Raw genomic sequence first — 16,194 nt, 5'->3', positions numbered from 1 at the left:
GCTCGCCCGTCGGGTCTCAGTTCGTGGTCGCCCGGACTGGGGCGGGAAGGAACTCCCGGCGCATCCCCAGTGCCTCGTCTGTCATTTCGATCGAGGTGGCGCCCTCGGTAACGGTGCCGGCCAGCGCGCGGATGGCGTCGATGGTCTCGGGGACGACGATGGCCTCGTTGAAGACCTGGTAGGTCAGGAAGGCTTCATCCCCCTCGACCGTCAGGACGTCTTCCCACATGGCGACCTCCCACATGTCCCCGCGGGGCCGGCCGATGTCGCGCATGAGCTCGACGGTGGTGTTCAGGGCTGTGAGGCCGTCGGCCATGCGGATGAACGCGATTCTGGGGGCCGCACGCAGGGCATCAAGGACCTCCCCGCGGCTGGCGGGCCGGGTCAGCTGGAGGGTCCAGTAATGGTTGTGGGTCTGGGTGTGCGCCGCCTTCGCGGCCATGGTGACCACGTCCAGGTCGGGCAGCACTGTGCGGGCGTCCGGGCCCTGGTGGGACGGGATGGCGCCCTCGGGGACCATGGTGTTCATGATGCCGCCCTGATGGGACTCGCCCGGGTCGGTGGCCCGACGGATGAGCACCCCTCGGGCGCGGGCGAGGAGGTCTGCGTCCCGCAACGCGCCGAGGACGCGCACGATGCTGGTGGTGTTGCACGACACCACCCGCGTGGTGTCCCGGCCGAGCGCGGTGGCGTAGTTGGCCTGGGCGACAAAGGAATGCCCGGTGGTCGCGTGGGACTCCCCACCCTGGAATACGGCCTTGACTTGGGCGGCCCGGTAGGCCTGCAGGTTGGTGGCGGCGACCTTCTTCGGGGTGGTATCCACGACCACGTCCACCCGTTCGAGCAGATCGGACAGGGTGCCCGCCAGGGGCACCCCGGCCGACTGCATCGCGGTGCGCGCATCTTCGTTGGCGGCGAACACGTCGAGTCCGAGCCCTACGGCAGTGCGCACGTGCCAGTCCGTGGCGACGTCGGCCACCCCGACGAGGACCATGTCCGGCATGGCCCGGACGGCGTCCGCGACCCTCTTTCCGATCACTCCGTAGCCGTTGACGGCAACCTTTATCTCCATATCAGTCTCCAATGCTTGTTTCGTATCGTGTGTTTCTCTGAATCTGTGGCGCTCGTCGGTCGGTTCGATCGGCGGGTTGCTCCGCGTGCTCTTCTTTGGGCTCTCCGCCTGCCGCCGAGGACTGGGGCGAAGCGGAGGGTGGCGGTCTCCTCAGCTGCGCAGGAGGCGCCCGATCGCTGCGGACGCCTCCTGGACTTTGGCGTCTTGCAGCTCTTGGTCGCCGGACTCGACCGCCTCGGCGAGGCAGTGCTGCAGGTGGTTCTGGATGAGTACCAGTGCCAGCGACCGTAGCGCGCTGGAGGCGGCCGAGATCTGCGTGAGGGTCTGTATGCAGTACGTATCCTGATCGACCATGCGGGAGATGCCACGGATCTGGCCCTCGATCCGGCTGAGCCGGTTGATGAGCGCGTTCTTGTCGTCGGTGCTGGCCATGTCGATCGATCCCATCTCCCGCATGCTCTGCGCTCGGCTAGTGGTCGTGGTGGCCGGAGTGCGGGCCGTGGGGGGCCGTTTCGGGTTCCGGGTGTCCGTAGCGGTGGGGGTCCGCGTCGAACGTCGCTGCGCAGTGCGTGGAGCAGAAGTAGAACGTGTTGCCGTCGTGCTCGCGGGTGGCGGCGGCCTTCGCGGGCTGTACCTTCATCCCGCAGACGGGGTCGATGTGGGTGGGGGTCTTCTTCTTGCCGAACATGGTGGTGTCCTTTTCTGTGGTGGTGGTGGTGGTGGCGGATACGGTGCCGCCGATTTCCACGACGGGCGTCGTGGCGTGCCCGGTCGGGCCGGGCTCCGGGATGGGGCGGGGCGTCCAGCCTCGCAGGCGGTTGGCGTTGGCGACGACGGAAAGGGACGAGAGCGCCATGGCGCCGGCGGCGATCATCGGGCTGAGCAGGATCCCGAAGAACGGGTACAGCAGGCCGGCCGCGATGGGGATGCCGAGGGTGTTGTAGAGGAACGCGAACACGAGGTTCTGTTTGATGTTGCGCATCGTGGCGCGGGACAGGTCCACCGCCGTGACGACACCCGAGAGGGCGCCGGAGATGAGGGTGATGTCGGAGGATTCGATGGCCACGTCAGTGCCGGTGCCGATCGCGGAGCCGACGTCGGCTTGCGCCAGTGCGGGGGCGTCGTTGATGCCGTCGCCGACCATGCCCACGACCTTGCCCTCCTCCTGGAGGCGGCGGACCTCGGCGGCCTTGTGTTCGGGCATCACCTCGGCGACGACGCGGCGGATCCCGACCTGGGCGGCGATCGCGGCCGCCGTGGCCCTGTTGTCGCCGGTCATCATGATCACTTCGATGCCGCGGGCTTGGAGGGCCGCGACCGCGGCGGGGGATCCTTCCTTGATGGTGTCGGCGACGGCTACCACCCCGGCGGCGCGGCCGTCGACCGCGACCAGCATCGGGGTCTTGCCGTCGGCGGCGAGCGCGTCGTGCAGGGGGAGCAGTGCCTCGTCGATCACTCCGCCTGCGGCGAGCAACCGGCGGTTGCCGACGAGGATGTCGTGTCCGTCGACCCGGCCGCGCACGCCTTGCCCGGTGATCGAGTCGAAGTCGTCGGTGTCGAGCACCGTGATGCCGCGCTCGACGGCGCCGGCGACGATCGCTGCGGCGAGTGGGTGCTCGGAGCTCTTCTCCACGGCGGCGACCCAGCCGAGCAGCTGGTTTTCGTCGTGGCCACCGGCAGCGGCGACGTCGGTGAGGATGGGAATGCCCTTGGTGATGGTGCCGGTCTTGTCGAGGATGATGGCGTCGAGCTTGTGCGCGGTTTCAAGTGCCTCGGCGGATCGGATCAGGATGCCGTGCTCGGCGCCCTTGCCGGTGCCGACAGTGATCGACATCGGAGTTGCCAGGCCGAGCGCGCAGGGGCAGGCGATGATCAGCACCGAGACCGCGGCGACGAGCGCGAACACGAACGCGGGCGGGGGGCCGACCAGGAGCCAGATCGCCAGCGTCCAGACGGCGATGATGATGACGACGGGGACGAAGTAGCTGGAGACCTTGTCCACCAGCCGCTGGATGGGGGCCTTCGAACCCTGTGCCTCGCGGACCAGCTTGATGATCTGGGCGAGCATCGTGTCGGCCCCGACGCGGGTGGCCTGGTAGCGCAGCGCGCCGGTGGAGTTGATCGTCGCGCCGATCACCGGATCGCCCACGGTCTTGGTCACCGGGATCGACTCCCCGGTCACCATGGACTCGTCGACGGCCGACGTCCCGGCGATCACCTCGCCGTCGACGGGGATCTTCTCGCCGGGCCGAATGAGCACCACATCGCCGACCTCAACCTCCTCGATCGGGATCTCCACCTCAGTGCCGAGGCGCAGGACCCGGGCGGTACGCGGCTGGAGACCGATGAGCTTGCGGATCGCCTCGCCCGTGCCCGCCTTCGCCTTCGTCTCCAGCAGGCGGCCCAGCAGGATGAGGGTGATGATCACGCCGACGGCCTCGTAGTACACCTGCTGCAACTCCGGAGGGAGGATCTGCGGCGCGAACGTCACCACCAGGCTGTAGCCGAATGCCGCCACCGTGCCGAGTGTGATCAGCGAGTTCATATCGGCGGTGCGGTGCGACAGCGCCCGCCACCCGACGCGGTGGATCGGCCAACCGGACCACAACATCACCGGCGCGATCAGCGCCAGCTGCAGCCAAGGGTTCATCAGGAACTCCGGAACCCAGGTCACTCCGAACAGTTCGACACCCATCACCGCGACGAGGACGGGTAGAGTGAGCAACGCGCCGATGGAGACGCGCCGGGTCAAATCCCGGATCTCGGCGGCCCGCTCCGACTCCTCATCGTCATCGTCGGCGACGAGCGGCGACGCGTTCGCCACGGTGCCCGGCGTGGCCGCTTCCGATGCCGCTGCGTCGGGCTGTGCGAGGGCAGGTGGAGTCTCCGGCACAGCACCGGCGACCCGGATGAGGCCCGAGACCATGTTCATCCCACAGGCGAACCGGTATTCGCCGGCAGCCTCCGGGGTAAACTCCACCGCCGTGGTCCGGAATGCCGGCAGGCTAGCGTTGATCTTGAAGTCGGGCATCACCACCCGCGATGTGCACTCACCCCCCTCCTTGCGGTCGAACAGGATCCGCACCGGCATGCCGGGACGGACCCCCTCGATCACGCCGGGACTGTAGCCACCATCGACGGTGACCTCCACCACCTGCACCCCGTCCTCGACGCGCACGCTCCCAGCCTTCTTGGGACCGAAGAAGAACCACACAAGCAATGCAGTCAGCACTACCGCGCCGACCAGAACAACCCAAACCATCACGCCACCTCACTCGAGAATCCATACCCTAGGGGGGTAAGGGTATGGACCGAGACTATGGCTGGAGTATGCGAATCGCAACGGCATCCGATCAAGGTTCGATCAAGATCCGTGCACTGGGTCCGGAGGGTTCAGGCCGCGCAGGTCGATCTTGACGGAATCTTTGCCGATTCCGGGCAGGCGCTTGACGCCGGTCGGACAGCGTGGAGTCGATGGCGCAGCTGTGCGCCCTCGTGATTCGACGACGGGAGTCGACTGTGTGGCCTGAGCTGTTTTCGGTGTTCGGTGTGGGGGTCCAGTCCTATGGACTCAGCAAGGCGCTCGCGCTCCTGGTGGGCGCGTACCTTCTGGGCCGTTCTTTCCAGCGGGTCGGCTACGACAAAGAGGTGGGTCAGTCGATCGCGCTGTGGGCCACTCTCTGGGGCTTCGTCGGCGCCAAGGTGTACTTCCTCATCGCCAATTTCCAGCACCTGTCCTGGCACATGCTCGGCGGTTCCGGCTTCGTCTGGTACGGCGGCCTGATCGGCGGGACGATCGCGGTGGTCGTCATGACCCGGCGACACCAGCTGTCGCTGCCGAAGGTCGCCGGGGCGATGGCGGCACCGTTGTCGGCGGCCTACGGCATCGGCCGGATCGGCTGTTTCCTTGCGGGCGACGGCACCTACGGCAAACCGACGGATCTGCCGTGGGGGATGGCCTTCCCCAACGGCGCGGTCCCGGTCGACGTCCCGGTCCACCCAGCACAGCTGTATGAGGCGGTCGGGGCGTTCTTGATCGCGGGCATCTTGTGGGCGTTGGGACGACGCGTCGGCCCGCTCACCGTGTTCGGCGCCTATCTCGCCCTGAGCGGGACGGCTAGGTTGGTCGTCGAGTTCGTCCGGATCAACAACCCCATCCTGCTTGGCCTCACCGAGGCGCAAGTGTTCGGCATCGTCAGCATCCTCGTCGGCACCGCTTTGATCGTTCGGGAGGCCAGGCACGGGCACACCCCACCGCACGAGGAGCCGGCGCAGGCCGCGCCCGACGAGCCTGTCGTCGCCGCGTCCACGACACCCCGGGCTTGACGCGCCGCCGATCCTTGACGGAAGCCGGGTCGAGGCTTCACCGAATCTATACCTGCCGGCGGGAAAGTGGTCGTGGTGGCTCTCGTGCCGCCGATGACCAAAAGGAGACCCCACATGACCCCCACGAAGAGGATCGCCGCCCTCGTCGCAGCGGCTGCCGCACTGCTCGCAGTGACCGCTGTGCCGGCGGGCGCCGGGGAGCCCAGCGGGCGCCACTTCGCCGAGCACGTCCGGATGCACGCCTCCGAGACGGGCTTCAGCGGCACCCACAACCCTGGCGTCATGCATCAGGGGTTCGCGGGCTGGGACGCCCACCACAACAGCTAGGACACACCCATGATGGTCGAAACCTCCGGGGAAGTGATGGCTCCGGCTGAGCCCGCAGGTGGTGGCGCGCGCAGTCTCCTCGGCACGATCTGGGCTGGGGCCCGCGCCGCCGTCGGCGCGCTCATGGGGCTCGCCCCCCACGTGATGCACCACATCGGCTTCCTGGCCGGTGCCGCGATCCTCACAGGGTTCCTGGGCAACGCGGTGTTGTACGTGGCGGGGTTGCTGTTGAGCATTCCCCTCCTCCGCCGCCTCCGCCGACGCTTCGGGACCTGGAAGGCGCCCGCGATCGGTGTCGTGATCTTCTCGGTGTTGTTCGCCTTCTCGACGTTCGTCCTCGGCCCCCTGTTCAACCCTGACCCCGGGAGCGGGGAGGAGCCTGACGCCCCGGCGCCTTCAGCGACGCCAGCAGCGGAGGAACACGACGGTCACCACGAGTGATCAGCCGTTTCGGGCACTCCAACACAAGCGAACCGCACCCCCGGCGAATGGCTGGGGGTGCGGTTCCACGTTGCCCGAGCTACCGAGCGATCGGGGATCCGTCAGTGCTCGTCGTGGCCGGCTCCGGTCGCGGTAGCGTATTCCGGCACGGTGATCTCGACGGTGCCCGGCCCGGGGGCCGGCGGCAGCGGGCTGTAGCTGATCCCGTTGGGCTTGTCGCCCACGGTCACCGTCGCCATGGTGGCCTTCGCGGTGAGGTCGATGACCGAGACCGTGTCGTCGTAGAGGTTGGTGACCCAAGCTCGCTGCCCGGTGGGCTCGATGACGACACCGTGCGGCCCGGACCCGGCTTGCACCGTGGACTCGACGGTCATGGACTCGGGGTCGATCATGGTCACAGTGGTGCCGGGAGTGTCGTCGGTACCTTGGTCCGCCGAGAGCAGCCGCGTCCCGTCGGCGGTGAGGTACAGCTGCACCGGGGGCGCCGGGACCGCAACCGATCCGATGACCTGCTGTTCCACGAGGTCGACCTTCACCACCGAGCTGGACCCGATGAGGGTCACGTAGACATATCTTCCGTCGGCGCTGACCGCCACCTGCGGTGGCGAGTCGCCCACGGGGATGCTGGCCGCCACCGCGTTCGTAGCAGTATCGACGACGTCGATCGCGCCGGCCGTGGTGTTGGCGACGACCACGGTTGACCCGTCGGGACTGGCCCGCAGCCCGTGCGGGCCGGCGCTCAGGTCGATGGTGGCACGCAACTCGAGCGAGTCCGCCTCGTAGACGCTCATTGTGTCGTCGCCGGCGTTGGTGACATACACAGTCTCGCCGTCCGGTGTGACGATCACGTGTGCGGGACTCGTGCCGGTGGGTGCCGTCCCCCGCAGTTCGTAGGTCTCCGCATCCAGGGCCACGAGTGCGTTGTTGTGTCCGCTGACGGCCCAAACGGTGCTGCCATCGGGGCTCACCTGCACGTTGTGCGGGCTCTCGATTCCTGTCACGGTCGTGACGACCTCGCCGGTGGCGGCGTCCAGCGCGCTGAGCGAGTCCCCGTCCTCGTTGGCGACCCATACGGTGCCGTCGACGAACGCGATCTCCGGCGTCGACCCCGAGGCGGTTGCATCCTCAGTCGCCACGGTTGCGCCATCGTCTGTCGCCGCTCGCCCCGGTGTTGTCGTGCCGGGGTTCGGGTCGGTGCCCTCGCCTTGGCCGCAGGCGCTCAACGCCAGGGCCACAGTGGCGAGGACGGTGAGGGTCGCTGGTCTGCGCCAGCTCCGTTTGGTGGTGCGAATCACTGACTTTCTCCTTGTTCTTCGTGAAAACTCCCGCGATCACTGTGCGCCCACGGGCTCTGGCCCGGGTGCGGATTCGGTGAAGATCCCGTCAAGATCCTGGCATGTCCCTACCCACGGAACCTTGACCGTTCCTGAACATTCCAGGCTTGGATCAGGACGATACCCGGAGGAGTATTGGCCCATGACCGCTTTGAACCGCCGCCACCTGCTCCTCGGCGCCACGGGCATCGCCGGGGCCGGACTCCTGTCCGCCTGCACGAGCCCCTCGAACAAGCCCGGCACACCAGCGCCCGGCACGGGTGCCTCTCCGTCGTACCCGGCCCCTTCGCTCGCTCCGGCGCCGGGACGCTCCGTCGTACAGAAGACGTTGACACCACGGCCGGTCACGCTCGACCTCGGCGGCGTGACTGCGAAGACCTGGGCGTACGACGATTCGAGCATGGGTGTGCTTCGCGGCACTGCCGGAGACCTGTTCAGGATCACGGTCGACAACCAGCTGCCCGCATCGACCAGCGTGCACTGGCACGGCATCCGGCTGCACCACGCCGCCGACGGCGTGCCGGGGGTGACGCAGGACCCCATCGAGCCCGGCACGAGCTTCACCTACGAGTTCGTGGCACCGGACCCCGGCACCTACTTCTTCCATCCGCACTCCGGCGTCCAACTCGACCGCGCCCTGTATGCACCCCTGATCATCGACGACCCCGACGAACCGGGGGCCTATGACGACGAGTGGATCGTGGTCCTCGACGACTGGACCGACGGCGTGGGCCGGGGCCCGGACGAGATCTTCGAGGAGTTCGCCGCGGAGAACGGCCCGGTCTCGACGGGCATGGGCCACGGGAACATGCGCGACATGGGGCACGGGGCATCCTCGCCCCTGGGGGATGCCGGGGACGTCGAATACCCGCACTACCTCATCAACGGACGCGTACCCGAAGCCCCCGCAACCTTCGAAGCCAAGCCGGGACAGCGCATCCGCATCAGGATCATCAACGCCGCCTCGGACACCATCTTCAAGCTGGCGCTGGGGGGCCATTTCATGACCGTCACACACTCCGACGGATTCCCCGTCGAACCCGTCGATACCGCAGCCCTGTACATCGCAATGGGAGAGCGCTACGACGTGACGGTCACCCTGCGCGACGGGACCTTCCCGCTCGCGGCACGGCCCGAGGGCAAGACCGGGACCGCCCGCGCAGTCGTTCGCACGGCCTCGGGCGACGCGCCCTCGACGGATGCCCCGGTCCCTGAACTCGACGGCGACGCCCTGCTCGGTACGCAACTGCGCGCCGCAGCGGGTGCGCGCCTTCCCGACGGCGAGCCCGACGACACCTTCGACGTGGAACTCAACGGCCAGATGGACCCCTACGGCTGGGGCATCAACGGCCGCAAGTTCGGCGACCACGAACCACTCGAGGTGAGCCCCGACCGGCGCGTCCGGATGCGGATGACCAACATGACCATGATGGCCCACCCCATGCACATCCACGGCCACACCTGGGGACTCCCGGGCAGCGGAGGCCTCCGCAAAGACACCGTGCTCCTGACCCCCATGCAGACCCTCGAACTCGACCTCATCACCGACAACCCCGGCGAGTGGATGCTGCACTGCCACAACATCTACCACGCGGAAGTCGGGATGATGACGACGATGCGCTACGCCTGACGATCGATCAACCGCGCATCTCCGCGGCCCGTAGTAGGCAGGAAAGCTGAATCAGAAGCCCGTGAGCGTAAGAGCTCGCGCAGAGGAATCAGCCGCCACTGGGGAGCCGGGCTTGATGCCCACGTGACTGGAGCAGAGAATCGATCATGGCAGCACCCGACTTGTCTCGCTCAAGCTCGGGTACTTGGTACAGGTTAGCCATTGCCGCCGTTGTGTGACCAAAGCGGCGTTGCACCTCACGGTCAGTCATGCCTGCTTGCTTTGCGAGAGTGGCAGCGGTTGCCCGGAGATTGTGCAGGGTGAGCGTCGGACGGCCGATCTGCCTGGCAGCGCGCCGGTGCGCTGCTGCCAGCACCGTCTCGTTCATGATCTTGCCTGTACGGCGGGCCGGGAAGAGCAGCTCGTCGGGTGCGAAATTGTGGTTCTGGACCCAAGGCCGGAGGTAGTCCAGCACTGCGGCGGGTAGGTAGATGACGCGCTTCCCAGCCGGAGTCTTGGTGTCTGTGTAGTCGCGCTTGTACTCGCCCTCGGCCACCTGTTCCCGTCGGATGGCCCCGGCGACTCGGATGAAGCCCTGTTCCACGTCGAGATCGCGCCGACGCAGGCCACGTACCTCCCCAGATCGGAGGCCACCCAGGACGGCCACTGCCAGGGCTGGGCGGTAATATTCCTCCACCGCTTCGAGGTACGGCCCAATATCGCTTGCGCTGAGCGCCTCAGCTGCCCCCTTGGCTCGTGGTTTGCCGGCTCCGACGATGCGGCACGGGTTGGCCGCGATCAGCTCGTCGTTGACGGCGTCGTTCATGAGGTGCTTGAGGAGATCGTAGGCCTTCCCGTTCATGGTCGGTGTGTCCGGGAGAGCCTCGTGCCACTTGCGCACGATCGCGGCAGTGACGAGTGTGAGGGGTGTGTCCCCGAGCCAGCCGTCGATCCGGAGACGCAGGCACCGTCGGTAGTCCTCGACGGTGCTGCCGACGATGGGCGACCTCGATCGGGTGGACCATGCCAGGATGCGCTGCTCGGCCCACTCGGCCACGGTGAGCGCTGCAGAGTCCTGTCGGCGCTGACGTACCTCCGGCAGGGTCCAGCCGTCTTGATCGATGAGGCGCTGCTCGGACGCCTGCCAATACCTCGCGTCCTGCAGGTGGGTGAAGGTCTTGGAATACCGCTTCCCGTCGGGGCCGAGGTAGCGAACCCGGTAGTTCCCGCTCGGAAGGAGCAGGATTCCGGGCGGAAGTCTGCGGGGTGCACGCGCCATGTTCGGGCTCCCTCCCCCGGTTTTCCGGGTCCAATCCGGGTCAAGTCCCGCAGAGTGGGGTAGCGGTTCCTTCGTCTAGGCGGTGAGGGCGAGGGGTTCGGATACCTCCTGGGGGTTGGTGATGGTGGTGAGTCGGCAGCGTGCCAGGACGTCGAGGCCGAGGTAGCGGCGGCCTTCTGCCCATTCGTCGGTTTGTTCGGCCAGGACGGCGCCGACGAGCCGGATGATGGCTTCGCGGTTCGGGAAGATCCCGACGGCGTCGGTGCGGCGTCGGATCTCGCGGTTGAGGCGTTCGGCGGGGTTGTTGGACCAGATCTGGGTCCAGACGTCTTTGGGGAAGCTGGTGAACGCGAGCACGTCGGCGCGGGCCTGCTCGAGGTGCTCCGCGACTTCGGGGAGTTTCTCGCTCGTGTAGTCCAGGAGCCGGTCGAACTGGGCCTCCACGGATGCTTGGTCGGGTTGGTCGTAGACCGAGTGCAGCATCGCCTTGACCGCAGGCCAGAGGCTCTTCGGGGTGACGGCCATGAGGTTGGCGGCGTAGTGGGTTCTGCAGCGTTGCCAGCTCGCGCCGGGCAGGTTCGCCGCGATCGCTTCGACCAGGCCGGCGTGGGCGTCGGAGGTCACGAGGCGGACCCCGCCCAGGCCGCGGGCGACGAGGTCGGCGAAGAACGTGTTCCAGGCGCTCCTGGTCTCGCTGGTGGCGACCTGCAGACCCAGGACTTCGCGGTGGCCGTCGCCGTTGACCCCGGTCGCGACGAGGACGACCGCGTTGATGACCCGGCCCCCCTCGCGCACTTTCATGGTGAGCGCGTCGGCGGCGACGAACGTGAACGGCCCCGCTTCCGAGAGGGGGCGGTGGCGGAACTGGTGGACGTGTTCGTCGAGGTCGGCCGCCATCCGGGACACCTGGGACTTCGACAACCCGTCGATCCCGAGGCTTTTGACGAGCTTGTCCATGCGGCGCGTGGAGACGCCGGCGAGGTAACAGTCGGCGATCACGGTGATCAGCGCCGCCTCGGCCCGTTTGCGGCGCTCCAGCAGCCACTCGGGGAAATAGGTTCCGGAGCGCAGTTTGGGGACGGCGACGTCGATCGTGCCGACGCGCGTGTCCAACGGGCGGTGGCGGTAGCCGTTGCGTTGCGCTGTCCGTGCTGCCGAGGGTTGGCCCCATTCGGCGCCGCACACCAGATCGGCGTCGGCGGAGAGGAGCTGGTTGATCATGGTCTGCAGCAGGCTGCGCATCATGTCCGGGGACGCCTCGGTGAGGAGGTTGCTGAGCACGTGGGCAGGGTCGACAATGTGAGGAGCGGTCATCGTGGTTGATTCCTTTGAGAGAGCTTTGGTAGGTGAACTCGAAGGATCCCACGGTGACCGCCTCGTCGTCCCAGACGACCCCGGCCACCCTGGGCGCTACACCACTCTAAGCGGCTCTACTGTCGTCTCCCTGTACAGCGGTAGCCCGTGTGCCCCGCCGCACAGAGGACACTCCACCCGGACCCAGTACAGAAGGTCGAAGAGGGAATGCCGCCCCTGGCCCTCCGCGTCTGCGAGATCGTCATCTGTCGATGAGTGGGCACCCGTGACTGGGGCTGTCTGTGTGTCGCTCATAACTTTAGGAACCCCATCGAGACACCTGCAGCGCGAGAAACGTTCATATCTCGCGCTGTCGTCGCGTCCAGTTCACGCGCTCGGACCAGGCAGGGCAGCAGCGTCTTCACGTTGTGGTTGGCTCGCTTCGGCGCGGCCCAGCTCGGCAGTCATGGCCCGAAGGCCTTAGACGCGATCGCGTCGTGGGTATCGTCGGTGGGCCCCGAGGCCTAGGCGGGGGATCCAGCTGTAGTGCGCTACAGGCCGCGGAGATGGTCTCGTACTCGGTGCCGGCGGTTGGGCTTGCGAACCCGAGCGCCTACGCGGCTGTCATAGGCTCGCGCGCGGACCATTTCCCGCGACGCATCCGGTACAAATCCGGTACAACTTCAAGTGAAAATAACGAAACCCCTAGTCGCCTAGGGGTTCATTGGTGGGCCTAGCTGGACTTGAACCAGCGACCTCATCCTTATCAGGGATGCGCTCTAACCGCCTGAGCTATAGGCCCGCTTACCGACGCCCAACTGTAGCGGATGACTTCCGCTCCCTGCAAACTCAGGCCAGCCGTGAGCAATTGGATGGGGTCACGGCGCGACACGCCGACAAAACGACGCAAAACCGGCCGTGAGCCTATCCAATTGCTCACGGCCGGGTAGCGGCTAGGAGGCCCCAGAGGGACCAGCGATCAGTCTTCGGCGAGGGTGACCTCGAGGCCGCCCATCACGGTGGCCGCCAAGTTGTACAGGAAGGCAAACAGAGTGGCCAACGCGGTGATGATCACCACGTTGATGGCCGCGACGATCGAGGAGAACCCGAGGACGCGGTTCACGCTCAGGATCTGGGTCACGTCGAACGCGGTGTCCTGGTCCCCCAGCAGCTGGTTGAGCAGCGTGTTGACGTACTCCAGCGTGCCGGCCCCTGCCAGCACGGACCAGATCACGAACGTGGCCACCACGAGCATGATGCCGAAGGCGATCGCGAACAGGAACGTCGTCTTCATGACGGACCACGGGTCGATCCGTGCCAGCCGCAGGCGAGCCTTGCGGGTGCGGCGTGGGCGACGCGTGGTGCGAACCGGCTCTGCGCCCTTCTCAACCTTCGGCTCGGCGACCTCAGCCAGCGGCAGCGGATCCGCGTCCTCGGCTTCACTCGCGCTACGACGGCCCGGAGGCACGACGGTGGCGCCACCCCGCGTCGGGGCGCCGAGGGGCGCGGGGCCGCCGGGGCGACCCTGCATGGGGGGCTGCTTGGCGCCGGGCGGCGGCACCGGTGCCGTGCGGGCCGTCGGCGCGGAACCGAATGCCGGCGTCACCGGCATCGACGCCCACTCCTGGGCGGCACGGGCCGCGCGCTCGGCGACCCGCGGCGCCACCGACGAGGACTTCCCGTCGTCGGCGGGCTTGCCCTGCTCCGACGGCGCCCCCACGGGGCGCTGTGCGCGGGTGTCCGGCTCAGGAGCCGACTGCGACGACTTCGCCGGCTCAGCCGGCTTGTCCGACCGGTAGGGCGAGAAGTCAAGACCGGGGCGTCCGTCGGCCCCGGGCCAGCGCGGCGCATCACTCATCGACGGTCTCCTCCGGGCTCACTTCCGTAGCCTCCTCGACCACGGTTTCCCCTACGGTACCGTCTGCCGGCTCCTCGGTAGCCAGCTCGTCTTCGGTGACCTCAGTTTCGGGGTACAGCGCGATCACGCTGACCTCGTCCTCACCGCGGACACCGACGAACTTCACGCCCATGGTGTCGCGGCCCTTCGCAGGCACGTCGGAGACGGCGGAGCGGGTGACCTGGCCGGAGACCTTGATCGCGATGACCTCGTCATGCTCGCCGACGATCAGGCCACCGACGAGCTTGCCGCGGTCCTCGTTCAGCTTCATGGCCTTGATGCCGAGGCCGCCACGGCCCTGGACGCGGTACTCGCTGACAGAGGTGCGCTTGCCGTAGCCACCGTCGGTGACCGTGAACACGTACTGTTCAGACTGATCCTCATCGGCGCGGAGCACAGCCATCGACAGCAACTCGTCGCCCGAGCGGAACTTCATGCCCGTCACACCGGACGTGGCGCGCCCCATCGGACGCAACTGCTCGTCGTCTGCCCGAAAGCGGATGGCCTGGCCCTTGCGCGAGATCAGCAGGACGTCGTCGTACTCGGAAACCAGCGACGCACCGATCAACTCGTCGCCCTGCTCGCGGAAGTTGATCGCGATGACGCCGGCCTGGCGCGGCGAGTCGTAGGCCTTCAGGTCCGTCTTCTTGACCAGGCCGTTCTTCGTGGCCAGCAGCAGGTACGGCGCATCCTCATAGGAGTCGATGGTCAACACCTGGGCGATCCGCTCGTCGGGCAGAAAGCTCATCAACCCGGCGACATGGCCGCCCTTCGCGTCCCGACCAGCCTCCGGCAACTGCCACACCTTGCTGCGATATACGCGGCCGAAGTTGGTGAAGAACAAGATCCACTGGTGGTTGGTGGTGGTGAAGAGATGCGCCACCTCGTCGTCGGCACGCAGCGACGCACCGCGCACGCCCCTGCCGCCGCGCTTCTGCACGCGGTACAGATCCGCGCGGGTGCGCTTGGCGTAGCCGCCGTGCGTGATGGTGACCACGACGTCGTCGTTGGGGATGAAATCCTCATCGGAAAAATCCCCATCAGCCGCGACGATCCGGGTGCGGCGCTCGTCGCCGTACTTGTCGACGATCTCCTGCAACTCGCTTGCGATGATCCGACGCTGCCGGGCCTCGTCGCCAAGGATGTCCTTCAGGTCGGCAATCCGACGCTCCAGCTCGGCCAAGCGGTCGACGATCTTCTGGATCTCCATCGACGCCAGGCGGCGCAGCTGGGTGTCCAGGATGAAGCGCGCCTGCACTTCGTCGATGTCGAGCAGCTCCTGCAGGCCCTGGTTGGCCGCATCAGCGGTGGCGCTGGCGCGGATGAGGGCGATGACCTCGTCGAGCATGTTGAGTGCCTTGACCAGGCCGCGGTCGAGGTGGGCGGCGCGCTCGGCCTCATCCAACTGCCACTGCGTGCGGCGCCGGATGACCTCGAGCTGGTGCTTGATCCACAGCGAGATGAACTGGTCGAGGCGAAGGGTGCGGGGCACCTCCTCGACGATGGCCAGCATGTTGCAGCCGAACGTGTCCTGCAGCGACGTGTGCTTGTACAGGTTGTTCATCACGACACGCGGCTGGGCGTCGCGCTTGAGCACGATCACCAGACGCTGGCCGGTGCGCGCCGACGTGTCGTCGCGGATGTCGGCGATGCCCGTCAGGCGGCCCGAGTTGACGAGGTCTGCGATGCGCAGCGCCAGCGTGTCGGGGTTGGCCATGTAGGGCAGCTCCGTGATGACGAGGAGCTGGCGACCGTTGCGGTCCTCCTCCATGCCGATGACCGCGCGCATCGTCACCGAGCCGCGCCCGGTGCGGTATGCCTCTTCGATGCCCGAGCGCCCGACGATCAGTGCGCCGCCGGGGAAGTCTGGCCCTTGGATGCGCTGGATGGCGGCTTCGAGCAGTTCCTCGCGCGACGCGTCGGGGTTGGCCAGCGCCCACTGCACCGCGTCGTTGACCTCACGCAGGTTGTGGCTGGGGATGTTGGTGGCCATGCCCACCGCGATACCCGTGGAGCCGTTGACCAGCAGGTTCGGGAACCGGGCCGGTAACACCGTCGGCTCCAGCTCGCGGTTGTCGTAGTTCGGACGGAAATCGACGGTATTCTGCTCGATCTCGCGCACCATCTCGACGGCGGGGTTGGCCATCTTGGTCTCGGTGTACCGCATGGCTGCGGCCTTGTCGTTGCCCTGGCTGCCGAAGTTGCCCTGACCCGCCACGAGCGGCAGGCGCATGGCCCACGGCTGCGCGAGACGCACGAGGGCGTCGTAGATCGCGGAGTCACCGTGCGGGTGGTACAGACCCATCACCTCACCGACGACGCGGGAGCACTTGTTCCACCCGCGGTCAGGGCGGTAGCCGCCGTCCCACATGGCGTAGAGCACGCGGCGGTGGACGGGCTTCAGCCCGTCGCGCACGTCGGGCAGCGCACGCCCGACGATGACGCTCATCGCGTAGTCGAGGTAGGAGTTCTGGATCTCGACCTGCAGGTCGATGGGATCGATGCGGCCCAGCGCGGGTGCCTTGAGTTCGTCCTTGTCGACGTCGTCAGCCATGCGTCAGTGAACCTTCCGGGTTGGAGCCGAGCGAGGCTGGTCACCCCGCTCGCGAAGCGAGC

At 67.4% G+C, this 16,194-nt stretch carries 12 protein-coding genes and 1 tRNA gene; 4 read left to right on the top strand and 9 right to left on the bottom strand.

Going from position 1 to position 16,194, the window contains the following annotated elements:
- Window positions 1-16: 16 nt before the first annotated feature.
- The 3 genes from ACX1DX_RS10645 to ACX1DX_RS10635 form a co-directional block, all read right to left on the bottom strand.
- Window positions 17-1,072 carry a type II glyceraldehyde-3-phosphate dehydrogenase gene (locus tag ACX1DX_RS10645; protein ID WP_459396584.1) on the bottom strand — a complete coding sequence of 352 codons (1,056 nt, stop codon included), beginning with the start codon at window positions 1,070-1,072 and terminating at the stop codon, window positions 17-19.
- 150 nt (window positions 1,073-1,222) lie between these two features.
- Entirely contained in the window at window positions 1,223-1,519 is a 297-nt protein-coding gene (locus ACX1DX_RS10640) for a metal-sensitive transcriptional regulator (protein ID WP_233120764.1), read from the bottom strand.
- 22 nt (window positions 1,520-1,541) lie between these two features.
- Window positions 1,542-4,334, bottom strand: coding sequence for a heavy metal translocating P-type ATPase (locus tag ACX1DX_RS10635; protein ID WP_459396583.1), 2,793 nt, complete (start codon window positions 4,332-4,334; stop codon window positions 1,542-1,544).
- Between the two features lie 212 nt (window positions 4,335-4,546).
- Between ACX1DX_RS10635 and ACX1DX_RS10630 the strand changes: the two genes are divergently transcribed.
- From ACX1DX_RS10630 to ACX1DX_RS10620, 3 genes are all read left to right on the top strand, one after another.
- Entirely contained in the window at window positions 4,547-5,398 is an 852-nt protein-coding gene (locus tag ACX1DX_RS10630) for a prolipoprotein diacylglyceryl transferase (RefSeq protein ID WP_459396582.1), read from the top strand.
- 114 nt (window positions 5,399-5,512) lie between these two features.
- Window positions 5,513-5,725 carry a hypothetical protein gene (locus tag ACX1DX_RS10625; RefSeq protein WP_076061689.1) on the top strand — a complete coding sequence of 71 codons (213 nt, stop codon included), beginning with the start codon at window positions 5,513-5,515 and terminating at the stop codon, window positions 5,723-5,725.
- Between the two features lie 9 nt (window positions 5,726-5,734).
- Window positions 5,735-6,166, top strand: coding sequence for a hypothetical protein (locus tag ACX1DX_RS10620; protein WP_028705558.1), 432 nt, complete (start codon window positions 5,735-5,737; stop codon window positions 6,164-6,166).
- A gap of 101 nt (window positions 6,167-6,267) precedes the next feature.
- Here the strand turns inward: ACX1DX_RS10620 and ACX1DX_RS10615 are convergent, their stop codons facing one another.
- Window positions 6,268-7,461, bottom strand: coding sequence for a YVTN family beta-propeller repeat protein (locus tag ACX1DX_RS10615; RefSeq protein ID WP_459396581.1), 1,194 nt, complete (start codon window positions 7,459-7,461; stop codon window positions 6,268-6,270).
- A gap of 181 nt (window positions 7,462-7,642) precedes the next feature.
- Here ACX1DX_RS10615 and ACX1DX_RS10610 point away from each other — a divergent pair, with 181 nt between their 5' ends.
- Window positions 7,643-9,130, top strand: a complete 1,488-nt coding sequence (locus ACX1DX_RS10610) for a multicopper oxidase family protein (RefSeq protein WP_459396580.1) — start codon at window positions 7,643-7,645, stop codon at window positions 9,128-9,130.
- Window positions 9,131-9,218: 88 nt separating this feature from the next.
- Here the strand turns inward: ACX1DX_RS10610 and ACX1DX_RS10605 are convergent, their stop codons facing one another.
- The 5 genes from ACX1DX_RS10605 to gyrA form a co-directional block, all read right to left on the bottom strand.
- Window positions 9,219-10,388 carry a site-specific integrase gene (locus tag ACX1DX_RS10605; protein WP_459396579.1) on the bottom strand — a complete coding sequence of 390 codons (1,170 nt, stop codon included), beginning with the start codon at window positions 10,386-10,388 and terminating at the stop codon, window positions 9,219-9,221.
- Window positions 10,389-10,463: 75 nt separating this feature from the next.
- Window positions 10,464-11,702, bottom strand: a complete 1,239-nt coding sequence (locus tag ACX1DX_RS10600) for an IS256 family transposase (RefSeq protein WP_459396578.1) — start codon at window positions 11,700-11,702, stop codon at window positions 10,464-10,466.
- A gap of 704 nt (window positions 11,703-12,406) precedes the next feature.
- A tRNA-Ile gene (locus ACX1DX_RS10595) sits at window positions 12,407-12,483 on the bottom strand.
- A 177-nt stretch (window positions 12,484-12,660) separates the two neighbouring features.
- Entirely contained in the window at window positions 12,661-13,539 is an 879-nt protein-coding gene (locus tag ACX1DX_RS10590; RefSeq protein WP_459396577.1) for a DUF3566 domain-containing protein, read from the bottom strand.
- On the bottom strand, window positions 13,532-16,132 hold the full coding sequence (gene gyrA / locus ACX1DX_RS10585; RefSeq protein ID WP_182763077.1) for a DNA gyrase subunit A: 2,601 nt from the start codon (window positions 16,130-16,132) through the stop codon (window positions 13,532-13,534). The genes ACX1DX_RS10590 and gyrA overlap by 8 nt, the downstream gene beginning before the upstream one ends.
- Between the last annotated feature and the right edge of the window lie 62 nt (window positions 16,133-16,194).

It is taken from the genome of Tessaracoccus zhenghani (assembly GCF_054552775.1).
Note: the sequence above shows the minus strand (reverse complement) of the source record. Positions and strands in the feature narration are given on the sequence as shown.